Source organism: Roseateles saccharophilus (assembly GCF_004342485.1).
GTDB classification, from domain to species: domain Bacteria; phylum Pseudomonadota; class Gammaproteobacteria; order Burkholderiales; family Burkholderiaceae_C; genus Pelomonas; species Pelomonas saccharophila.
In genome coordinates this window covers 145,098-166,080 of record NZ_SMBU01000010.1, presented here as the reverse complement: position 1 = coordinate 166,080, position 20,983 = coordinate 145,098, and the positions used below count along the sequence as shown (strand labels likewise).

Here is a 20,983-nt window from a genome sequence, read left to right as displayed (position 1 = left end):
TCAGACGCCCTGCTTGAGCGACTCGGTGATGAAGGGGTCGAGGTCGCCGTCCAGCACCTTCTGCGTGGCCGACGTCTCGTAGTTGGTGCGCAGGTCCTTGATGCGGCTCTGGTCCAGCACATAGCTGCGGATCTGGTGGCCCCAGCCGACGTCGGTCTTGGTGTCTTCCAGCTTCTGCTGCTCTTCCATGCGCTTCTTCATCTCGTGGTCGTACAGGCGCGAGCGCAGGCGGCGCCAGGCGACGTCACGGTTGCTGTGCTGGCTGCGGCCGTCCTGGCATTGCACGACGATGCCGGTCGGGATGTGCGTCAGGCGCACGGCCGAGTCGGTCTTGTTGATGTGCTGGCCGCCGGCGCCGCTGGCACGGAAGGTGTCGGTGCGCACATCGGCCGGGTTGATGTCGATCTCGATGCTGTCGTCCACCTCGGGATAGACGAACAGCGACGCGAAGGACGTGTGGCGGCCGCCGGACGAGTCGAACGGCGACTTGCGCACCAGGCGGTGCACGCCGGTCTCGGTGCGCAGCAGGCCGAAGGCGTACTCGCCCTCGACCTTGATCGTCGCGCTCTTGATGCCGGCGACGTCGCCGGGCGTCTCGTCTTCCAGCGTGGCCTTGAAGCCCTTGCGCTCGCAGTACTTCAGGTACTGGCGCAGCAGCATGCCGGCCCAGTCGCAGGCCTCGGTGCCGCCGGCGCCGGCCTGGATGTCGATGAAGCAGTTGCTCGGGTCGGCCGGGTTGTTGAACATGCGGCGGAACTCGAGCTCCTCGATCTTCTCGCGCAGCTTGTTCGCATCCTCCTCGATGGCCAGCATGCCGGCCTCGTCGCCTTCCTCGCGGCTCATCTCGAAGAGTTCGCCGTTGTCGGCCAGCGAGCCGGTCAGCATCGTGATCGTGTCGACCACGGCTTCCAGCGTGCGCTTTTCCTTGCCGAGCTCCTGGGCGCGCTTGGGTTCGTCCCAGACCTTGGGGTTCTCCAGCGCGGCGTTGACCTCGTTCAGGCGCAGTGCCTTGCGGTCGAAGTCAAAGATACCCCCTTAGCGCGTCGGTGCGCGCTGAGAGGTCGGCAATCGTGTTGCCGATTTGGTTGATGTGTTCGATGTCCATGGCGGGCGCCGTCGTTCTTGGCAAAAGGCGGATTTTCTCATGGGCAGAATGCGGCCCATGACAAGCCCGCCCCGCAACGACTATTGGCGCCGCACGCGCCGCCTGACGGTGGGGCTGCTGCTGGCCTGGATGCTGGTCGCGTTCGCGCCGGTCTACTTCGCGCGTGAGCTCAGCATCGAGGTCTTCGGCTGGCCGCTGGCCTTCTGGCTGGCCTCGCAGGGCGCGCTGCTGGCCTTCTGCGCCATCGTCATCGTCTATGCCTGGCGCATGCGCCGGCTCGACGCGGCCGCCGCCAGCCAGGCCGCCGACGCTAGGCCGCCAGAAACTCGCTGATCCGCGCGGCCAGCGCCTCGGGCTGGTCGTGGTGCAGCATGTGGCCGGCGTCCTGCAGCACGCAGCGCTGCAGCTCGGGCACCAGCGCGAGCCGGGCCTCGAAATCCTCGCGCGGGTAGCGCTTGCCCCAGAAGCGCGTGAGCTGGTCGTCGCTGCCCTCCACCCACAGCGTGGGCGCGGCGATGCGCTGCCAGCAGGCCAGCACCTCGGCCTTGCGGTAGAGCACCGGGTTGGCCAGCTTGTGGGCCGGGTCGGCGTTCAGCACGAAGCCCGCGGCGGTCTCGCGGGCCCAGTGCCCGGCCAGCCAGGCCGCCTTGTCCCGGGCCAGGCGCGGGTTGTTCTTCATCAGCCGCTCGGCCACGTCGGCCAGCGTCGCATAGGGGCGCAGCGTGGGCGGTTCCTTGAGCTCGTCCAGCCACTTCAAGAGCCGCTCGGGCGCGGCGGCCGGCGCCATGTCGGGCAGGCCGAAGCCCTCCAGGTTCACCAGGCGGCGGATGCGCTGCGGTCTGACGCCGGCATAGCTCATCACGACGTTGCCGCCCATGCTGTGGCCGATCAGATCCACCGGCGCGTCGGGGCTGAGCTGGTCGAGCAGGGCGTCCAGGTCGGCCAGGTAGTCGGGGAACCAGTAGCAGCCGGCGCCGGTCGTCTCGCTGAGGCCGAAGCCGCGCCAGTCCAGCGCGACGATCTCGCGCTCGCCCGCCAGCGCGTCGACGACGAACTGGAAGGAGGCACCGACGTCCATCCAGCCGTGGACCATGACGAGGGGCGGGCGGCCGGGGCTGGCTTCGCCCCAGCGCAGCAGGTGGTGACGCAGGCCGCGAAGGCTCGGGAACTCGCTGCGGTGCGCGCGGCGTGGGGTGTAGACATCGGGCATATCCGCACTTTAGGGCAGGGCAGTCCGCTGACAATGAGGGCATGCCTCCTCGCCACGACATCCGCGCCGCCGAGCCGCGCGACCTGAACGCCATCGTCCAACTCATCGGCGAACTGGCCGAGTTCGAGCACCTGACCCATCTGCTGGAGGTCACGCCGACCAAGCTGGCGCCGCATCTGTTCGGCGACGACCCGGTGGCGGAATGCCTTGTGGGCGAGGTGCATGGCGAGGTCGTCGGCTTCGCGCTGTACTACACCAACTTCTCCACCTTCCTGGCCAAGCCCGGGCTTTACCTGGAAGACCTTTATGTCCGGCCGGCCCACCGCCGCAGCGGGCTGGGCAAGGCCCTGCTCATCCAGCTGGCCCAGCTGGCCTGTGAGCGCGGCTACGGCCGCTTCGACTGGACCGTGCTGCACTGGAACGAGGACGCCATCCGCTTCTACGAGAAGCTCGGCGCCGAGGTCATGCCCGACTGGCGCATCTGCCGGCTGACGGGCGACGCGCTGGAGCGCTATGCCGATGGCGACCGGCCCAGCATGTGGTCGCCGTCGGCCTGGCTCGGCCTCTAGGCTGAAGCCCGGCCCCGGGCAATCCATGAGGCCCGCGGCAGCCACGCTGGCTAGCATCGACCCCTAGTTCAAACCCCGGGGCCCTTCATGGCGGAAGACCATTACGCGCAGCTGCATGCCGCCTTCCGCTGGCAGGTGCCCGAGGACTTCAATATCGCCGAGGCCTGCTGCGGGCGCTGGGCGCGCGACACGCCCAAGGCCACGGCCATCTACTTCGACAGCGAGAGCGGCTGCCGCGCCCAGTACAGCTTCGCCCAGCTGCAGCGCGCCGCCAACCGCCTGTCCAATGCGCTGCTGAATCAGGGTGTGCGCCGCGGCCACCGCGTCGCCATCGTGCTGCCGCAGCGCTTCGAGACGGCCGTGGCCCATATCGCCATCCAGCAGATCGGCGCGGTGGCGATGCCGCTGTCCATGCTGTTCGGCGCCGAGGCGCTGGAGTACCGGCTGCAGGACAGCGGCACCGTGCTGGCCATTGCGGCCTGCGAGGCGCTGGCGGCGCTGCGCGAGGTGAAAGCCCGCTGCCCGGCGCTGCGTCGCGTCCTCGTCGTCGGCGACAGCCCGGTGCAGGGCGACGAACTGCCGTGGATGGAGGCCTTGCAGGCCGAGGAGGCGCGCTTCAAGCCCGTGGCTACCAAGCACAGCGACCCGGCCATCCTGATCTACACCAGCGGCACCACCGGGGCGCCGAAGGGGGCGCTGATCCCGCAGCGCGCGCTGGTGGGCAACCTGAGCGGCTTCATCGCCAGCCAGGACTGGTTCGGCTTCGACCCCTTCGACGCGACCCGGCCCAGCGATGCCGTCTTCTGGAGCCCGGCCGACTGGGCCTGGACCGGCGGCCTGATGGACGCATTGCTGCCCACGCTCTATTTCGGCCGTCCCATCGTGGCCTGGCAGGGGCGCTTTTCGGCGGCCAAGGCCTTCGAGCTGATGTCGACCTATGGCGTCACGCACAGCTTCCTGTTCCCGACCGCGCTCAAGGCCATGATGAAGGCCGAGCCTCGGCCCAAGCGTCACGCGCTGAAGCTGCGCGCGCTGATGAGCGCGGGCGAGGCGGTGGGCGATGCCGTGTTCGCCTGGTGCCGCGACGCTCTAGGCGTGCCGGTCAACGAGATGTTCGGCCAGACCGAGATGAACTACGTCGTCGGCAACTGCCAGGCGCTGTGGCCGGCCAGGCCGGGCAGCATGGGCCGGGCCTATCCGGGCCATCGCGTGGCCGTCATCGACGACGCGGGCCGCGAGTGCGCGCAGGGCGAGATCGGCGAGGTGGCCGTGCATGCGCGCGACCGCCACGGCGTGCCTGACCCGGTCTTCTTCCTCGGCTACTGGAACAACGAGGCCGCGACGCAGGCCAAGTTCAGTGGCACGCCGGGCGACAGCTGGTGCCGCACCGGCGACCTGGCCCGCCAGGACGCCGATGGCACGCTCTGGTACGAGGGCCGGGCCGACGACGTCTTCAAGAGTGCCGGCTACCGCATCGGCCCCGGCGAGATCGAGAACTGCCTGCTCAAGCACCCGGCCGTCGCCAACGCGGCCGTCGTGCCCAAGCCCGACGCCGAGCGCGGCGCGCTCGTGAAGGCCTATGTCGTGCTGGCCGAGGGGCAGGCGGGCGATGCGGCCCTGGTCGAGGCGCTGCAGGCCCATGTGAAGGCGCGCCTGGCGCCCTACGAGTACCCCAAGGAGATCGAGTTCATCGAGGCGCTGCCGATGACGACCACCGGCAAGGTGCAGCGCCGCGTGCTGCGTCTTCAGGAGGAGCAGCGGGCGGCCTCAGGCCGCGCGGTTGCGTAGCCTCAACAGGCTCAGGCCCAGCAGCACGAAGAGGCCGCCCGAGATGCGGTTGAACAGGCGCAGATGCCGCGCCTCGGTCAGGAAGCGGCTCAGCGTGCGGAACAGGCCGACGTAAAAAGCGTGTGAGGCCAGCGCTAGCGCCGTGAAGGTGAGCGTCAGCAGCACCGTCTGCAGCAGCAGCGACGAGCCCGGCGTCAGGAACTGCGGGAACAGCGCCGTGAAGAACAGGATGGCCTTGGGGTTGGTTACGGCCACGCCCAGGCCCTGCAGGAAGAGGCGACCGGGCGTGTGCGGCTGCACCGCCGACGCGGCCCGCGCGTCCAGCCGCAGCGGTGCGCTGCGCCACTGCCTGATGCCGAGATAGACGAGGTAGAGCGCGCCCACCAGCTTCACGGCCAGGAAGGCCGAGGCCGACAGGGCCAGCAGTGCACCCATGCCGGCCGTGGCCGCCGCAGACACGATGAACAGGCCCGCCGCGTTGCCGAGCGAACTGAACGCCGTCTGCCGCGCGCCGACGGCGACCGAGTTCGAGATGGCCAGCAGCACACCCGGCCCGGGCGAGAAGGTGACGAGCAGCGCGACGCCGCAGAACAGCAGCCAGGTCGAGAAGGGCATGGGGACTCCGTGTCGGGCTAGGGCGCTGGCAAGTTTAAGGAGGCGCGCCGGCTCATCTGCACTTGTAGGGCTTGCCCAGCATGCTGACGCCGCGCGGGGCGACATTGCCGTTGAAGCTGTCCATGTCGGTGATGCGGGAGCGGAACACCTCGACGCAGGTGTTGCCACGTCGGAACACGGAGCGGTGGTCGCCCTGGGCGCCGACGGCCTGGGCGCGGTTGTCGCTGGTGCTCTCCTCGACCCAGTCGCCGGTGCCGCCGGTGGCCTCGGCGATGCGGTCCTCCAGCGTCGGCCGCGGCGTGTTGCTGCGCGGGTCGCTCAGCGCCGGGTTGCGGGCGGCGGCGGACGAGGCGGCATAGCCGGGCGGCAGCGTCAGGCGCAGCGTCGAGCGCGCGGGCTCGGCCGGCCTGGCCTCGGTGGGGGCGGCTATCGGCACAGGGGCGGCATTCTGCGGCTGGGCATCCGTAGCGACGGCCGGCGGCGGGATCAGCTGGGGCCGGGCCGGCTCCACGCGCGGCGTGGCCGTGGTGCGTGGCAGTGGCGCCTGCGGGCGGGGCGGCGTGGGCCGGATGAGGCGTACCGTCGTCAGCCGCCGCTCGTCGTGGCCGCCCAGGCCGGCGGGCCGGTACAGCCACAGCCCGGCCAGCAGGGCCAGGTGCAGGGCCGCGACGAGGCCGCGCGCGAGCCAGCGCGGGTTCACGAACCCTGCAGCTTGACGGAGAGCTTGCTGCCCGCCGGCGGCAGCAGCCGTGCCGCATCGGGCCAGCTCTCCTGGCCGGTCAGCAGCGTGCAGGGGCGGCCCTTTTCGCCCTTTTTCGCGTCGGGGTCGCGCTCGCCGGCCGCCTGCGGCAGCGGCAGGCCGAGCAGCTGCCCGTTCTCGCGCCACTCCAGCTCCCAGCCCGGCGTGGCACTGCAGACGCGCACCGCTTCGATGCGCGGGAACAGCCAGCGCAAGTACCAGGGCAGCAGCTCCTCGCGCAGCGTGCGCGCCACGCGCATGATCTGGCGCACCTTGGCCATGTCGAGCTGCTCGGGTGCCACCGTCAGCTCGAGCGTGCCGCGCACGGCCATCTGACCCTTGGCCACATTGGTGGCGAGGTCGGCCGTTTTGGCCTCGGCCTCGGGCAGCACCGGCAGGTCGAAGCGGCCCTCGGTGTCGATCTTGAGCGGATAGTCGGCGTCGTCGCTGCGCACGGCCATGCGGATGTCGGCCAGCGCCGGCTTGGTCTTCTCGGTGTCGACGTTGAAGTCCATGCGGAACAGGCCCTCGCCGTGCTGGCGCAGCTTGGTCAGCAGCTCGTTGATGCTGCGATAGGGCAGCACGCTGCCATCGCGCTTCATCTCGGTTGTGACGGTGGGCAGCACCTCGGGCTCGGCGTGGGCGGCCACGGCCAACAGCAGGGCAAGGCAGGCGGGCAGGGCTTTCATCGGTGTCAGTCGGAGTTGTCGGGAGGTTCGGGGCCCGGCTCCCAGGCGAGCAGGTCGCCCGGCTGGCATTGCAGTACTTCACAGATGCGTGACAGCGTGTCGAAGCGCACGCCGCGCACCTTGCCGCTCTTGAGCAGCGACAGATTGGCCTCGGTGATGCCGACACGCTCGGCCAGCTCGCGCGAACGCATCTTGCGGCGCGCGAGCATGACGTCGAGGGTGACGATCACCGGCATTACACGAACTCTGCGTTTTCGTCGGCGACGCGCGCGGCTTCGTGCAGGACTTGTGCAAGGGCAAGCAGCAGCAGGCCGAACAGCAGTGCGAGGTAGTGGTCGCCCGACAGGCCGAACCACAGCTGGCGCTCGCCCTTGGGGTTGCCCCAGGTCAGCGCGAGGACGACCAGGGTCTGGCCCAGCGGCTGGGCGGCGGCCAGCGCGCACAGGCCCAGGCCCAGGCGGCGCAGATGCTGGGCCGGCCGCTGCGTCAGCAGCTCACCCTGCGCAAAGCAGCCGAACAGCGACCACATCTGCCACAGCGCGAACAGGCTCACCGAGGCCGGCAGCAGCGAGGCCGCCAGGCCCCAGAGCCGCGAGCCCAGGTCGAGCTGCAGCGTGTCGACCGCCCACAGCTTGGACGCCACCTCGGCCACCCAGTCGGGCTCGGCCCAGAAGATGAAGGGCAGGGTGCCGATGACCACCACGCCGAGCAGGCAGAGCGTCCTCACGACCCAGGCCAGGCGGCGGATGCGGCGCAGACCGTCGGCGGAGAAGGAGTCGGGCATGGGGGCCTTCGTGAAACAAGAAAAACTTACTGTAAAACAATAATTGCTTGTTGCAAGACGGAATCATTCACCTCCCCGAAAATAAGGGGATGAGCAAGAAGACCAGCCACGTCAGCGAAACCCCCGCCACGCAGGCGCTCAAGCGCGCCGGCGTCGCCTACAGCGAGCATGTCTACGACTACGTCGAGCACGGCGGCACGGCGGAGTCGTCCAGGCAGCTGGGCGTGGACGAGCACGCCGTCGTGAAGACGCTGGTGATGCAGGACGAAGCCCAGCAGCCGCTGATCGTGCTGATGCATGGCGACCGCACGGTCAGCCTGAAGGAACTGGCGCGGCAGATCCCGTGCAAGAAGGTCGAGCCTTGCAAGCCCGAGGTGGCCCAGCGCCACAGCGGCTACCAAGTCGGCGGCACCTCGCCCTTCGGCGTGCGCAAGGCCATGCCGGTGTTCGTCGAGGCCGGCATCCTCGAACTGCCGAAGATCTGCATCAACGGAGGCCGGCGGGGCTACCTCGTCGGCATCGAGCCGCGGGTTCTCACCGAGCTGCTCGGCGCGAGGCCGGTGCATTGCGCTATCGGAGAATGACGGGCATGCAAGAGACCCTCTTCCCCCTGCTCGCCGCCCTCGGCGGCTATCTGATCGGCTCGCTGTCCTTCGCCGTCATCGTCAGCCGCGCGATGGGCCTGTCTGATCCGCGCTCCTATGGCTCGGGCAACCCGGGCGCCACCAATGTGCTGCGCTCGGGCAACAAGGCTGCGGCCGTCCTGACCCTGGTCTTCGACGCGCTGAAGGGCTATCTGCCGGTGCTGGCCGTCGCGATCTGGGGGCCGCGTTTCGGCCTCGGCGAGGGTACGGCGGCGCTGGTCGGCCTCGGCGCCTTCCTCGGCCACCTGTGGCCGGTGTTCTTCCGCTTCCAGGGCGGCAAGGGTGTGGCCACGGCGGCCGGTGTCATCTTCGGGCTCAATCCCATCCTGGGGGTTGCGACGCTGGCGACCTGGCTCATCATTGCCTGGTTCAGCCGTTACTCCTCGCTCGCGGCCATCGTGTCGGCCGCCTTCGCGCCGATCTATCAGTTGCTTATTTGGGAAGCCGGACCGACCGCGTTGGCCCTCATCATCATGGGTCTGCTGCTGGTGTGGCGCCATCAGGCCAACATCAGGAAACTGCTTGCCGGCACCGAGAGCAAGCTCGGCCAGAAGGCCGGCCCCACCGCACATCCCGCATCCAAACCCACCCACGCCGCCAAGGCCAGGAAGAAATCATGAGCAAGCAAGAGATCGAACGCTTCGACGTCGGTGCCCGCATGTCCGAAATGGCCGTGCACAACGGCGTGGCCTATCTGGCCGGCCAGGTGCCCGAAGACACCAACGCCGACATCACCGGGCAGACGGCCCAGGTGCTGGCCGCCATCGACAAGCTGCTGGAGCGCGCCGGCACGAACAAGGGCCGCATCCTGCGCGCCCAGATCTTCCTGGCCGACCGTGCCGACTTCGCCGGCATGAACACTGCCTGGGAAGCCTGGGTGTCCGCCGGCCACACGCCGCCGCGCGCCACCGTCATCGCCGGCCTGGCGCGGCCCGAGTGGAAGGTGGAGATCGTCGTTACCGCGGCGGTTTGACGGTCCGCCCGGCGCGCAGTTTCTGCGCGCCCTTTGATCACGAGCAAGGCTGCCGCCGCGCCGTGTCGTTAGGCTCCTTTTTCAGTCCAAAAATGGGAGCCGCCCGATGTCCATCGAATTGTTCCGCCGGGGGCGGCATGTCTGCGTGATGTTCGCCAACCTCGGCCACGAGGGTGGCGACGCCGTGCAGTCCAACCAGTTCCTGCTGGTCAATGGCGACACCGGCGCCATCCTCGACCCGGGTGGGAACCTCGCCTACAACGAGCTCTATGTGGGCATGTCGGCCTTCTTTCCGCCGCACAAGCTCGCGGCCATCCTGGCCTCGCACGCCGACCCCGACATCATTGCCTCGTTGGACCGCTGGATGACGGCTACCGAGGCGCCGGTCTACATCTCGCGCGTCTGGGAGCGTTTCGCGCCCCACTTCTGCAAGCCGGGCAAGACCACCGGCCGCATCGTCGGCCTGCCCGATGCCGGCGAGCGCCTGCGCCTGGGCACGGGCGAGAGCCGCTTCGAGCTGTGGGCGCTGCCTGCGCACTTCCTGCATGCCGAGGGCAATTTCCAGTTCTACGACCCGGTCAGCCGCATCCTGTTCTCGGGCGATCTGGGCGCCTCGCTGGGCACTGGCTTGGACCCGACGCATCAGGTGTCGTCGCTGGCCGGCCACATCCCGCGCATGGAGGGCTTCCATCGCCGCTACATGGTCAGCAACAAGGTGCTGCGCCTGTGGGCGGCCATGGTGCGGCCGCTCGACATCGCGATGATCGTGCCCCAGCACGGCGCGCCCATCGTCGGCGCGGCGGTGGGCGAGTTCATCGACTGGGTCGAGCAGTTGGACTGCGGCATCGACCTCTTCGGCGTCGAGAACTATCGCGTGCCGGCTTGAGCCCCGCGTGGCACATGGCCGTCACTGCGGCAGCTTGAAATCCACGGGCAGCAGCGTGACGACGCGCGTCATCTGCAGAGGTGGGCCGTCGTCCGGGCTGCCTAGCTGATGGTGAAAGATCTCGCCTGAGGCGATATGCCCGGTGTGGCGGCCCAGCACCGTGCCGCGGCGGCTGGATTCCGTCACCACCTGCAGTTTGCCGTCCTCGTCCTGCGTGACGATGAAGTCCAGCCGCCAGGTGTCGCCGGGTTGCTCGCCCCATTCGATGGTCGAGTGCGTGCCGAGCGCCGTGATGAGCCGCGGTGACGCCTTGGATTCGCCGGACGCCATATCTAGCCGGATCTCGACCTTGCGCGCCGTGTTGATCTGCGCTTGCGCTTCGGGCTGGGCCTGGGCCGCATAGGCCGTGGCGACGATGCCCAGGAGCGCCAGGCAGAGCGCGGCGGCGCGGCGGCGCGGCAGCGGGTGGGGGCGGTTCAACATCGCAATCCTTTCGACGAGGGGGTGGGTGCTGCCCCAGCGGCTCGCCAGCGGCGCACCGTGCGGCGTGAGGTCGTGCGCCGCGAGCAGCGCACGGGTGTAGGTGGCGAGGGCGTCGGGCCGCTGGCCCAGCACGACGGCATCGCAGGCCAGTTCCTGGTCGGCCTGCATGCGCCGCGCGGCCATCCAGGCCAGCGGGTTCCACCAATGCAGTGTGGTCAGCAGGCAGGCGAGCAGGTTCCAGGCGTTGTCGCCACGGGCGCGGTGGACGTCTTCGTGGGCCAGGATGAGGCGGCGCTCGTCCGGCGTGAAGCGGACCTCGAAGTCGACTGGCAGCGCCACGCGCGGCCGCCACAGGCCCACGAGGGCCGGGCTGGTGCCGGCTGGCAGTTCTGTGCCGTGTCGGGCGAGGCGCCATTGGCGGGCGGCCTGCAGCGCCAGCACCAGTGCGGCGCCGCCCAGCCAGGCGGCGAGCAGCAGGCGAGGCCAGGCCGGATCGGCGTCCGGCGCAGGCAGCAACGGCGCGGCGGCCGTGCGGGCCAGTCCCGCGACCGCCATGAGCACTGGCAGCGGTCTTGGGGCGAGACTGGGCAGCAGTGGCGTCGCCAGCAGCGCCGGCAACAGCAGCCAGGTCACGTAGGCCGCCCGCGCGCCGAACCGCTTCAACAGCAGCGGACGTGCGGCCAGCAGGAGCAGGACGCCCAGGCTCAGCAGTAGGGCCTGGTGCTGCAGGGCGGCGAGCAGCGTGTTGGTCATGGTGAGCTCAGAAGGTGTTCTTCGGCGGCTGGAAGTCGGCGGGCACGCGTGTCGGCGTCAGCTCCAGCACCACCTTTTCTTCCGAGCCGGAGCGGCTCATCTCGATGCGTGTGATGGTGCCCCAGGCCGGATTGAGGATGGTGCTGCCCCATTGCACGGCAGGCTCGCCGCGCGTGATCTCGGCGTGGAACTTCACGTCGTCTCGCGGCGTCTTGCTCGTGAGCAGGCTGATCCAGATCGGCTCGCTCTTCGCGTCGGGCAGCTCCAGCTTCGTCAGCTTGCCGATCGGAATCGCCACATCGGTTGCGACTCTCGACCGGGTGCTGCCCAGGTTGTTCTCCAGCTGTACGTGCAGCTGCACATAGCCCCCGTCGACGGCGGGCGGGCTTTCTGCCGCATAGGCCAGCGCAGTGGTCAGGCTGACGGCGGTGGCCACGGCCAGCGCACGGCGGCGGTTCAGGGGCAGGGGGCGGTTCAGCATCGCAATCCTTTCGACGAGCGGATGGGCCGTGCCCCAGCAACTGGCCAGCGGCGCGGCATGGGGCGTGAGGTCGTGGGCCGCGAGCAAGGCGCGGGTGTAGTCGGTTCGCGCCTGCGGCCGGGCCGCCAGCACGGCGGCGTCGCAGGCCAGCTCCTGGTCGGCCCGCATTCGGCGGGCGGCCCACCAGGCCAGCGGGTTCCACCAGTGCAGCGCCGTCAGCGCGCAGGCGAGCAGGTTCCAGAGGTTGTCCAGGCGCGCGCGGTGCACCTGTTCATGCGCGAGGATGAGCTCGCGCTCCGCTGGCGAGAAGCGCTGCTCGAAGTCTGCCGGCAGCGCCACGTGAGGCCGCAGCAGGCCGACAAGGGCGGGACTGCTGCCGGCGGGCAGGCGCACGCCCAGGCGATCCAGCCGCCATTGCCGTTGCGTCTGCAGCCCGACGAAGAAGCCCGTGCCGGCCAGCCAGAGCGCCAGCCAGAGACCTGACGTGGATGTGGCGGGCGCCGGCAGCGTGGGAAGCGCCGGCATCGCCAACCTGCCGGCAGCTTGCAGCACGACCCGCAACGGCTCCTGCGCTGGCCGGGGCAGCGCAGGAGCCAGCAGCAGCGCCGGAAGCAGCAGCCAGGCCGCGTAGGTGGCTCCCGCGCCCAGCCGCCGCTGCGTCGACCGGTGAATGGCCCACAGCAAGGCGATGCCCACGCTCAGCAGCATTGCCTGGTGCAGCAGCGCGCCGAACACGGCCTCACTCATGGCCTTGCTCCTTCAGCAGAGCCTTCAGCGCGGCCAAGTCGTCCTTGCTGAGTTTGCGCTCCGACGCGAACTGCGCCACCAGCGGCGCGAGCCGGCCACCGAACAGCCGGTCGATCAGCGACAGGCCGGTGTCGGCCACCCAGGCGTCCCTCGGCACGGCGGGGGCGTAGAGAAAGCGCCGGCCGTCGCGCTCGGCAGTCACCGCGCCCTTCTTCAGCAGGCGGTTCAGCAGTGTCTTCACGGTGGCGAGTTGCCATCCTTGCTGCGGACCGAGGGCCGCGGCGATCTCGTCGGCCGCCTGCGGTGAACGTTCCCAGAGCTGCTGCATGACCTGGGCCTCGGCCTCGCTGATGGGGGGCGGTGCAAGCTTGTTCATTGATTACGCATGTAAACGATGGTGAATGATTACGCGTGTAATCACAGCCGTCAAGCCCCCCTCACAGCTTCGCCCTGCCGCGCCGCCCCCCTGCGCGCCGCCGATTCCACCGATGTGCTGGGCTAGTGATCGATGCCGTCGAGCCTGAAGACGCTGACGGCCTCTTGCATGCGCTGGGCCTGGCCGCGCAGGCTGTCCGCGGCGGCTGCGGCTTCTTCGACAAGGGCAGCGTTCTGCTGCGTGGCCCGGTCGAGTTGCGAGACCGCCCGGCTGACCTGACCGATGCCGGTGGTCTGCTCCTGTGTCGCTGAACCGATTTCGGTGATCAGGTCGGTCACGTGCCTGACCTGGGACACGATCTCCGTCATGGTCTTGCCGGCCTCGCCGACGAGCACCGAGCCGGTGTCGACGTTGTTCACGCTCTGGCCAATCAGCGCCTTGATCTCGTGTGCGGCCTCGGCGCTGCGCTGTGCCAGGGAGCGCACCTCGCCGGCCACGACCGCGAAGCCGCGCCCCTGTTCGCCCGCGCGTGCGGCTTCCACGGCGGCGTTCAGCGCGAGGATATTGGTCTGGAAGGCAATGCCGTCGATGGTGCCAATGATGTCGGCAATCTTCTTCGAGCTTGCCGAGATGTTGCCCATCGTCGCGACGACATCTTGCATGACCTCGCCGCCTCGCGTGGCCACACTGCTGGCCGAATCGGCGAGCTGGGTCGCCGCACGCGCCGTGTCCGCGTTCTGGCGCACGGTCGCATTCATTTCTTCCATCGATGCCGCCGTCTGCTCGAGATTGGCGGCCTGCTCCTCGGTGCGCCGCGACAGGTCGGCATTGCCGCTTGCGATCTCGCCGGCGCCGTGCAGGATGGAGTCGGCACCACTGCGAACCTGGCGCACGATCTGCACCAGGCCGTCACGCATGCTCGCCAATGCGCCGAGCAGCTCGGCGATTTCGTCTCTGCCCTGGGCACGAATGTCGGCGGTCAGGTCGCCGCTGGCAACGGCCTGGGCGAAGCCCACGGCCTGCTGCACGGGCGCAGTGATCGAGCGCGTGATCATCATGGCCATTCCCAGGCCCAGGATCAGCGCTGCTGCCGTCAGCACGACACACAGCATGAGAGCCGAGGCCCGCGTCGCCTGGCCGCGCCCATACTCGGCGGCGGCCACATCCACCTGCAGCTTGACCAGCTGGTCAGACAGCTCCCGTGTCTGGGTTGACAACGGCAGCGTCTTTTCTTCATAGATTTGCATCGCCTCCGACATCCCGCCGGTGGACAGCGCTGCGCTGATCGGCCGCAGGCCCTGTTCCGCGTAGGCCTTGCGTGTCGCTGCGTAGCGTTCGGCGAGCGTTTTCTCATCGGCGGACAGCTGAGTGGCCATGTACTGACCCTCCAACTCCTGGGCGCGCTTGAGATTGGCGTTGAGTTCGTCGCTGCGGCGCTTGATCTCGTCGAAACCTGGTGCGCGCAGCATCTCCACGATGATGAGGCGGTTGCGCGTGGACAGGTTGTTCAGTTCGCCAAGCTGGGCCAACGGCACGGTGCGGTCCTTGTAGACCGTCTCCAGCCCGGCAGCGACGCTGTAGATGCCGCGTACGCCGACGACGGACACGACCAGCATCAAGGCCAGCACGGCGGCGAACGCAAACGTGAGACGCCTGCCGATGCGCACCTGCTTCAAGGCTTCCATGAAGTCTCCTTCCTGGCATCTCTGTGCCTGAGCCTCAGTCTGCCCCAAGGGCCCCTGGGTGTCGACCCGGTCTGGTGTTTCGAATGGGGGTTGGCGGCCAGGAGCTGCCGACGATGACGGGGATCTGATCTAACGACGCCACGGGGTGGGAATAAAAACATCGACGCCCTGTCACCACAGTCGCGCCGCTTGGGATCATGATTGCGAGTTCGAGCGGCAGACGTGTTTCTCTATCCAGCGACAAGGGAGATAGAAATGGGTTTCCTAACCGACCTGCGTATTGGTCAGCGACTCGGCCTTGCATTTGCGATTTCCATCGGCTTCTGTGTGCTGATGGCCGCCTACGCGCGCTTACAGCTCAGACGGATCGATGACCAGTTGGCGGTGATGGTCAATGACCGAATCGTCAAGGTCGAACAGCTGACCGAAATCAAGAACAACGCCAACCTCACGGCGAGGGCGGTGCGCAACATCATGCTGTTGAGCGACGGGAGCATGATCGAGCGGGAGATGGGGGTCATCGCGGCCAACCGCAAGGGCACGGCCGAGCTGTACGAGAAGCTGCGCCAAACCATCGGCGACGGCGATGGGGCGAAGCTGATGGCCACGGCCCTGGAGGCGAGGACTGCCTACACCACGTCGATGCAACGAGTGCTGGAGCTCGTGCAACAGCAGCAGCGGGACGTCGCGCGTGACGCGTTGTTGGGTGAGGTCAGAACGCGTCAACGGGACTATTTCGCGAGGCTGGATGCACTCGTAGATTTCCAGAAAGAGCTCATGCGCGAGTCGGCCCGGGCCACCGACGCATCGGTGAACTTCGCTTCAGCGACTGTCCTGATTGCCGCAGGGGCCGCGGCTGCCATCGGCGCGGCCATGGCCCTGCTGATCACGCGCTCCGTCGTGACGCCCATCCGCGAGGCCGTGGCGGCCGCTGAGACCGTGGCCTCGGGCGACCTTCGGCTGCGGCTGACGGCGACGCGCAAGGACGAGGCCGGCCAACTGCTGGCTGCGCTGCAGCGCATGAACGATGCCCTCGTCGGCATCGTCGGCACGATGCGCGGCAATGCGGAGAGTGTCGCCACGGCCAGCGGCCAGATCGCCCAGGGCAATGCCGACCTGAGCCAGCGCACCGAGGAGCAAGCCAGCAATCTGCAGCAGACGGCAGCTTCGATGGAAGAACTCAGCGCGACGGTCAACCACAACACGGATACCGCCCGGCAGGCCGCTCAGCTGGCCGAGAACACAGCTTGTGTCGCCGGAAACGGCGGCCAGGTCATGAGTCAGGTCATAGAAACCATGAGCCAGATCACGACGAGCTCGAAGAAGATCGCCGACATCATCGGCACCATCGACGGCATTGCCTTCCAGACCAATATCCTGGCCTTGAACGCCGCGGTGGAAGCCGCACGCGCGGGCGAACAGGGGCGCGGCTTCGCGGTCGTGGCCGGCGAGGTGCGCTCCCTGGCACAGCGCAGCGCCGAGGCTGCGCGCGAGATCAAAACCTTGATCGGCAGCAGTGTCGAGCGCGTCGAGGCCGGCAATGCACTGGTCAGCGAAGCCGGTCGCACGATTGACGATGTGGTCAACCAGGTCAGGCAGGTCGCCGACCTGATCGGCGAGATCAGCACGGCCAGCAGCGAGCAGAGCAAGGGGATCGTCCAGATTGGCGAGGCTGTCAATCAGCTTGACCAGGTCACGCAGCAGAACGCCGCGCTCGTCGAAGAGAGTGCCGCTGCGGCCGAAAGCCTGAGCGTCCAGGCCAGGCAACTCGCCGAGAAGGTGGCCACGTTCAAGCTCGATGAGCCCACTGGTCAGTCGCAGCGTCGGGCGCCGGCCAAGCCGCCCGCGCCCGTTGTGCTCGGGACCCGGTTGGGAGGGGGCGAGCCCGCGGCCAGGGCAACCCGGCAGGCTGCCCCCCCGGCCTTCACCGACATGGCCGTCGCTTCGACGGACCAGGCAGAGTGGACTGCGTTCTAGTCTGCTGAGCTGGAAGGCTGCAAATCAAACCCGACGCGGTGGATTAGCATCTGCGGAATGTCCCTGCCGCCCCGCTCCTTGCTTGTCGTCGTCGCGCTGGCGGCCGCGGCCTCCTGGGCCTGGCGTGGCCATGTCTCGACCCAGGACGGCAAGCTGCTGGCCCAGAAGGTCAGGCCGGGCGACATCCGCATGCTCTCTTCGGAAACCTGTCCCTACTGCCTGGCGGCGCGGCGCTGGATGACGCAACAGGGCCTGCCCTTCAGCGAGTGCTTCATCGAGCGCGATCCGCAGTGCGTGGCGGACTACCGGGCCCAGGGCGCCCTGGGGACGCCCACGCTGGTCGTGCGTGGTCAGCGGGTCATCGGCTTCGACCGCGCTCGGCTGGTCGAGATCCTGCAATAGGTCGAGCCGAGTCGGCAACGCTGGCTCTGCAGCGCTGCCGACTCGGCTCGGTGGTGGTGGAAGGCATCGTCTTCGGCATGAAGCGAGGCCTCGTTCAGATGTTCTTGGCGGCGGTCTTGGCGGCGGCCAGGACCTGGCGGGCCAGCGTCGCTTCGCTGTAGCCGACGACCACGACGCGCGGCAGCTGGGCCACTTCGCGTTGGGCATAGCCGGTCACGACGACGCGCGGCAGTTGCGCGACCTCCCGGGTGGCCTTGCCGGTGACGACGACGCGTTCCAGCTTGACGGTGGCTTGCGGGGCGGCCTGGGCGGCGGTGGACAGGGCCAGGACGACGGCGGCGAAGAAGGAGGTCTGCAGGCTCATGATGGACTCCGTTCGGTGGGTTTCGAACCGCGTGATTGCTGGTTCGATGGAGTCAGTTTCGGCAATGAGCCCAGGGGCTTCCAGGCGGCTGCGATCAAGCGCGAGCCGCGCTGGATGAATTGCAAAAGCGCTGGATGAACTGCGGGTTCAGTCGAGCTGCAGGCCCAGCCGCGCCAGCTCGCCACGGCCCTGGCGCACCAGCACGGGCTCGTCGCCCTGGCTCAGGTCCAGCACCGTGGTCGGCTGGGCCGGGCAGGCGCCGGCATCCAGCACGAACTGCAGCTGGCGGTCCAGGCGGTCGCAGACCTGGGCGGCGTCGTTCATCGGCTCGCTGTCGCCGGGCGGGATCAGCGTCGTCGACAGCAGCGGCTCGCCGAACAAGGCGAGCAGGTCCTGCGTGACGCGGTGGTCGGGCACGCGCAGGCCGATGGTGCGCCGGCTGGGGTGGGACAGGCGGCGCGGCACTTCCTTGGTGGCCGGCAGGATGAAGGTGTAGGGGCCGGGCGTGGCCAGCTTGAGCAGCCGGTACTGGCGGTTGTCCACCATCGCGTAGTTGGCCAGTTCGGACAGGTCGCGGCACAGCAGCGTCAAGTGGTGCTTCTCGTCCACGCCGCGCACCCGGCGCAGCGCCTCGGCGGCGGCCTTGTCGTCCAGGCGGCAGACGAAGGCGTAGCTGGAATCCGTCGGGATCGCGCCCAGGCCGCCGGCCTGCAGCATCTGCGCGGCCTGGCGCAGGAAGCGCGGCTGCGGGTTGTCGGGGTGAACTTCGAAGAGCTGGGCCACGCGGGCATCCTACCGTGCGCCGCGCTGCCGATCCGTGTTCAGGCGCGGTGGTGGATGCGGTCTTCCAACGCGGCCCAGACCGGCGTCAGGCGGCCGGCCAGTGGCGGCAGTGCGCCCAGGTCGATGCGGCTTTCCTCGGGGCAGTGGAAGTCGCTGCCGCGCGAGGCCAACAGGCCGAACTCGAGGGCCGTGTCGGCGTACTGCACGAACTCGGCCGCCGTGTGGCTGCCGGTGACGACCTCGATGCCACGCCCGCCGTGGCCGATGAACTCGGTGATCAGCGCGTACTCCTCGGTCGGCGTGAAGTCGTAGCGGCCCGGGTGGGCGATGACGGCGATGCCGCCGGCGCGGGTGATCCAGCCCACCGCATCTTTCAGCGCCGCCCACTTGTGCGGCACGAAGCCGGGCTTGCCATCGGTGAGGTAGCGGCGGAACACGTCGGGCACGTCGGTGCAATGGCCGGCCTCGACGAGGAAGCGCGCGAAATGCGTGCGCGAGATCAGGTCGGGGTTGCCGACGTATTGCAGCGCGCCCTCGAAGGCGCCGTGGATGCCGACCCGGGCCAGGCTGGCCGCCATCTCGCGGGCGCGCGGCTCGCGGCCGCCACGCGTGGCGCGCAGGCCCTCGATCATCTCGGGCGACTCGTGGTCGAAGCCCAGGCCGACGATGTGCACGACGCGGCCGGCGAAGCTGACCGAGATCTCGGTGCCGGTCAGGTAGGCCAGGCCGGCCGCGCGCGCCGCGTCGATGGCGCGCTGCTGGCCGCCGATCTCGTCGTGGTCGGTCAGCGACCACAGTTGCACGCCGCCGGCCTTGGCCCGCTCGACCAGGGCCTCGGGCGTCAGCGTGCCGTCGGAGACGACCGAGTGGCAGTGCAGGTCGGCGTTGAGCGTGGCATCAAGGTTCACGCTTCGATTCTCGCAGGCGACGAAAGCCTCGATGCGGATGGCGGCATTGCGGGCCGAGCGCCGGGCAGCCCCAAGCTGGCCTCGGGGCGAGGGGCCTACGTCTCAAAGTCTGAAAGCGTTGACCGTCTCGTCCATGCCCTGGGCCTGGCCGCGCAGGCTGTCGGCCGAGGCGGCGGCCTCCTCGACGAGGGCCGCGTTCTGCTGCGTCATCGCGTCGATGGCGCGCACCGCGTCGCCCACATCCAGAGTCTGCTGGGCCTCGGCGCGGGTCTGTTCGGCCATCTGGTGGATCAGCGCACTCATTTCGTGCACCTTGCCGAGGATGGCTTCCACCGCGCCGCCGGCCTGCGCCGCATGGCCGGTGCCGGCCTCCACCCGTTCGACGGACTGGTTGATCAGCGTCTTGATCTCGCGCGCCGCGGTGGCGCTGCGCTGGGCCAGCGCGCGCACCTCGGCGGCCACGACCGCGAAGCCCCGGCCCGCGTCGCCGGCCCGCGCGGCCTCGACGGCCGCGTTCAGCGCGAGGATGTTGGTCTGGAAGGCGATGCCGTCGATGAGACCGGTGATGTCGGCGATGCGGTGGCTGGCGTCGGCCATGCCGCGCATGCTGTCCACCACCTGGTCCATCACGCGCCCGCCCTGGGCGGCGACCTCGGCGGCCGAGCCGGCCAGCGTCTCGGCGTCCCGCGCCGCCTCGCTGCTGTGGCGCACGGCCTCGGTCAGCAGCTGCACGTTGGCGGCCGTCTGCTGCAGCCGGGCGGCGGCGGCCTCGGTGCGCCGGGCCAGGTCCTGGTTGCCGGTGGCGATCTCCTGGGCGGCGAGGCGGATGCCGCCGGCGTCGTCGTGGATGCGCTCGACGAGGCCGCGCAGGCGCAGCTGCATGTGCTGCAGCGCCGTGAGCACGCGGCCCAGCTCGTCGCGCCGGCCCTGGGGCACGTCCTGCGACAGGTCGCCCGCGGCGATGCGCTCGGTGACTTCCACCATCTGCCGCACCGGGGTCAGCAGCTGGCGGATGGAGCGCACCATGATGAAGAGCATCAACGCCAGCGCGGCCGGCAGCAGCAGCATCAGCGCGTCGCGGCGGTGGGCCGCGCGTTCGGCGCGCGCTGCCAGCTCGCCGTCCAGCGTGTCCATGACCTGGGCGCTGAGCTGGGCCTGCAGCTTGCCGGCCTCGATCAGCTTGGCGGCCAGCTGGTCCAGCGGGTAGTTCACGTCCATGGCCGCGGCGGCCAGGGTGTCGTCCACGAGCTGGCGCTGGGCCTTGGCATCGCGCAGCAGCGGCGCGAGGCGCTGGTTCAGCTCGGTGTCGCCGTACTGCATCGCCAGCTGCAGGCGCAGCTGCATCTGCATCGAATGCTCGTGGTAGCGCGTCTGCGCGGCGGACATCGTGGCCAGGTCGTCCACCGCCGCCGAGCGGGCCAGCGCGGCCAGCTCGGACAGCGCGTCCTGCACGCGCGGCGCCGATTGCAGGCCGGCCTCGATGGAAAAATGTGAGGCCGCTTCGGCGTCCAGCAGCAGGCCGGCGCCGGCATTCAGTTCGGCCAGCGCATCGAAGCTCTCCTGCGCCAGTCCGAGCTGGGCCGCCATCAGCTTGGGTGGGTTCAGCCGCCCCTCCGAGAACGCCGTGGCCAGCTCGCTGCAGTGGCTGCGAAGCGCGGCCACCCGCTCGCGCTGCGCGGCGGCCAGCTCGGGCGCGATGCCGTCGCCCAGTGCCGCGTCGATGGCCTTCAGCGCGGCCTTCACGGCGTCCGCTGCGGCCAGGGCCGCGGGCTTGGCGTCGGGCTTGGTGGACAGGGCCTCGGCGGCCAGGCCGCGCTGGTCCTGCAGCCGCGCCAGCAGGGTCAGCCAGGCGCGGTTGGCGGGCAGGGCCTGGTGCTGGCGGGCGGCAACGGCCTGCTCGGCGGCATAGCCGCGCAGCAGCACGGCGCTCGGCACGATGCCCAGCAGCAGCGCCAGCAGCGTGACGAGGGTGAGCCGCGTGCGCAGGCTCCAGTGCTCGGAAAACTTCAGGAAGCTCATGGG

General features: G+C 69.3%; 24 protein-coding genes. 9 read left to right on the top strand and 15 right to left on the bottom strand.

What is annotated here, in order from left to right; all coding sequences use genetic code 11:
• A protein-coding gene (gene prfB, locus EV671_RS11240; protein WP_132571407.1) for a peptide chain release factor 2 occupies positions 1 to 1,105 on the bottom strand; the annotation gives its coding sequence in 2 pieces (ribosomal slippage) (positions 1 to 1,023 and positions 1,025 to 1,105; 1,104 coding nt in all).
• Positions 1,106 to 1,162: 57 nt separating this feature from the next.
• Between prfB and EV671_RS11235 the strand changes: the two genes are divergently transcribed.
• Positions 1,163 to 1,438 carry a DUF4212 domain-containing protein gene (locus tag EV671_RS11235; protein WP_132571406.1) on the top strand — a complete coding sequence of 92 codons (276 nt, stop codon included), beginning with the start codon at positions 1,163 to 1,165 and terminating at the stop codon, positions 1,436 to 1,438.
• Here EV671_RS11235 and EV671_RS11230 read toward each other — a convergent pair.
• Positions 1,416 to 2,315, bottom strand: coding sequence for an alpha/beta fold hydrolase (locus EV671_RS11230; RefSeq protein ID WP_132571405.1), 900 nt, complete (start codon positions 2,313 to 2,315; stop codon positions 1,416 to 1,418). The two genes, EV671_RS11235 and EV671_RS11230, sit on opposite strands and share 23 nt — an antisense overlap.
• Positions 2,316 to 2,356: 41 nt before the next feature.
• Between EV671_RS11230 and EV671_RS11225 the strand changes: the two genes are divergently transcribed.
• Both EV671_RS11225 and EV671_RS11220 read left to right on the top strand, forming a co-directional pair.
• Complete coding sequence (locus EV671_RS11225; RefSeq protein ID WP_132571404.1) at positions 2,357 to 2,884, top strand: GNAT family N-acetyltransferase; 528 nt, start codon at positions 2,357 to 2,359, stop codon at positions 2,882 to 2,884.
• Positions 2,885 to 2,971: 87 nt separating this feature from the next.
• Positions 2,972 to 4,672, top strand: coding sequence for an acetate--CoA ligase (locus tag EV671_RS11220; protein WP_132571403.1), 1,701 nt, complete (start codon positions 2,972 to 2,974; stop codon positions 4,670 to 4,672).
• On the opposite strand, the gene EV671_RS11215 is transcribed toward EV671_RS11220, so the two are convergent.
• Genes EV671_RS11215 through EV671_RS11195 form a run of 5 tightly spaced genes read right to left on the bottom strand, consistent with a single transcriptional unit; the run spans position 4,652 to position 7,499 of the window.
• Positions 4,652 to 5,287 (bottom strand): LysE family translocator, encoded by a 636-nt coding sequence (locus tag EV671_RS11215; protein ID WP_132571402.1) that lies wholly within the window; start codon positions 5,285 to 5,287, stop codon positions 4,652 to 4,654. The two genes, EV671_RS11220 and EV671_RS11215, sit on opposite strands and share 21 nt — an antisense overlap.
• A gap of 52 nt (positions 5,288 to 5,339) precedes the next feature.
• Positions 5,340 to 5,987, bottom strand: a complete 648-nt coding sequence (locus EV671_RS11210) for a hypothetical protein (protein WP_132571401.1) — start codon at positions 5,985 to 5,987, stop codon at positions 5,340 to 5,342.
• Positions 5,984 to 6,715 carry a hypothetical protein gene (locus tag EV671_RS11205; RefSeq protein WP_132571400.1) on the bottom strand — a complete coding sequence of 244 codons (732 nt, stop codon included), beginning with the start codon at positions 6,713 to 6,715 and terminating at the stop codon, positions 5,984 to 5,986. The genes EV671_RS11210 and EV671_RS11205 overlap by 4 nt, the downstream gene beginning before the upstream one ends.
• Before the next feature lie 5 nt (positions 6,716 to 6,720).
• Positions 6,721 to 6,951 carry a helix-turn-helix domain-containing protein gene (locus EV671_RS11200; protein WP_132571399.1) on the bottom strand — a complete coding sequence of 77 codons (231 nt, stop codon included), beginning with the start codon at positions 6,949 to 6,951 and terminating at the stop codon, positions 6,721 to 6,723.
• Positions 6,951 to 7,499: a DUF2975 domain-containing protein gene (locus EV671_RS11195; RefSeq protein ID WP_132571398.1), complete on the bottom strand. Its 549-nt coding sequence runs from the start codon at positions 7,497 to 7,499 to the stop codon at positions 6,951 to 6,953. The genes EV671_RS11200 and EV671_RS11195 overlap by 1 nt, the downstream gene beginning before the upstream one ends.
• An 89-nt stretch (positions 7,500 to 7,588) precedes the next feature.
• Between EV671_RS11195 and EV671_RS11190 the strand changes: the two genes are divergently transcribed.
• From EV671_RS11190 to EV671_RS11175, 4 genes are all read left to right on the top strand, one after another.
• A complete protein-coding gene (locus EV671_RS11190) occupies positions 7,589 to 8,083 on the top strand; it encodes an aminoacyl-tRNA deacylase (RefSeq protein ID WP_132571397.1) in 495 nt (164 codons plus the stop codon).
• Entirely contained in the window at positions 8,080 to 8,763 is a 684-nt protein-coding gene (gene plsY, locus EV671_RS11185; protein WP_415840427.1) for a glycerol-3-phosphate 1-O-acyltransferase PlsY, read from the top strand. Before EV671_RS11190 ends, plsY begins: the two co-directional genes overlap by 4 nt.
• Complete coding sequence (locus tag EV671_RS11180) at positions 8,760 to 9,116, top strand: RidA family protein (RefSeq protein WP_132571395.1); 357 nt, start codon at positions 8,760 to 8,762, stop codon at positions 9,114 to 9,116. Before plsY ends, EV671_RS11180 begins: the two co-directional genes overlap by 4 nt.
• Positions 9,117 to 9,222: 106 nt before the next feature.
• Entirely contained in the window at positions 9,223 to 10,002 is a 780-nt protein-coding gene (locus tag EV671_RS11175; RefSeq protein WP_132571394.1) for an oxygen-binding di-iron domain-containing protein, read from the top strand.
• A 21-nt stretch (positions 10,003 to 10,023) separates the two neighbouring features.
• On the opposite strand, the gene EV671_RS11170 is transcribed toward EV671_RS11175, so the two are convergent.
• From EV671_RS11170 to EV671_RS27755, 4 genes are all read right to left on the bottom strand, one after another.
• Positions 10,024 to 11,238 (bottom strand): M56 family metallopeptidase, encoded by a 1,215-nt coding sequence (locus EV671_RS11170; protein WP_132571393.1) that lies wholly within the window; start codon positions 11,236 to 11,238, stop codon positions 10,024 to 10,026.
• A gap of 7 nt (positions 11,239 to 11,245) precedes the next feature.
• Positions 11,246 to 12,466, bottom strand: coding sequence for a M56 family metallopeptidase (locus EV671_RS11165; protein WP_132571392.1), 1,221 nt, complete (start codon positions 12,464 to 12,466; stop codon positions 11,246 to 11,248).
• A complete protein-coding gene (locus EV671_RS11160; RefSeq protein ID WP_132571391.1) occupies positions 12,459 to 12,842 on the bottom strand; it encodes a BlaI/MecI/CopY family transcriptional regulator in 384 nt (127 codons plus the stop codon). The genes EV671_RS11165 and EV671_RS11160 overlap by 8 nt, the downstream gene beginning before the upstream one ends.
• 122 nt (positions 12,843 to 12,964) lie before the next feature.
• Positions 12,965 to 14,527, bottom strand: a complete 1,563-nt coding sequence (locus EV671_RS27755; RefSeq protein WP_132571390.1) for a methyl-accepting chemotaxis protein — start codon at positions 14,525 to 14,527, stop codon at positions 12,965 to 12,967.
• A 255-nt stretch (positions 14,528 to 14,782) separates the two neighbouring features.
• On the opposite strand from EV671_RS27755, the gene EV671_RS27750 reads away from it, so the two are divergent.
• The gene (locus EV671_RS27750) at positions 14,783 to 16,504 is read left to right on the top strand and encodes a methyl-accepting chemotaxis protein (RefSeq protein ID WP_132571389.1); all 1,722 of its coding nucleotides are present in this window, start codon (positions 14,783 to 14,785) and stop codon (positions 16,502 to 16,504) included.
• 57 nt (positions 16,505 to 16,561) lie between these two features.
• Positions 16,562 to 16,906: a glutaredoxin family protein gene (locus EV671_RS11145; protein ID WP_132571388.1), complete on the top strand. Its 345-nt coding sequence runs from the start codon at positions 16,562 to 16,564 to the stop codon at positions 16,904 to 16,906.
• A 94-nt stretch (positions 16,907 to 17,000) separates the two neighbouring features.
• Here the strand turns inward: EV671_RS11145 and EV671_RS11140 are convergent, their stop codons facing one another.
• The 4 genes from EV671_RS11140 to EV671_RS11125 form a co-directional block, all read right to left on the bottom strand.
• Positions 17,001 to 17,270, bottom strand: a complete 270-nt coding sequence (locus EV671_RS11140; RefSeq protein WP_132571387.1) for a hypothetical protein — start codon at positions 17,268 to 17,270, stop codon at positions 17,001 to 17,003.
• Positions 17,271 to 17,417: 147 nt separating this feature from the next.
• Entirely contained in the window at positions 17,418 to 18,053 is a 636-nt protein-coding gene (locus tag EV671_RS11135; RefSeq protein ID WP_132571386.1) for an L-threonylcarbamoyladenylate synthase, read from the bottom strand.
• A gap of 38 nt (positions 18,054 to 18,091) precedes the next feature.
• On the bottom strand, positions 18,092 to 18,961 hold the full coding sequence (locus tag EV671_RS11130) for a 3',5'-nucleoside bisphosphate phosphatase (protein ID WP_132571385.1): 870 nt from the start codon (positions 18,959 to 18,961) through the stop codon (positions 18,092 to 18,094).
• A gap of 102 nt (positions 18,962 to 19,063) precedes the next feature.
• The gene (locus EV671_RS11125; protein ID WP_132571384.1) at positions 19,064 to 20,980 is read right to left on the bottom strand and encodes a methyl-accepting chemotaxis protein; all 1,917 of its coding nucleotides are present in this window, start codon (positions 20,978 to 20,980) and stop codon (positions 19,064 to 19,066) included.
• Positions 20,981 to 20,983 lie beyond the last annotated feature (3 nt).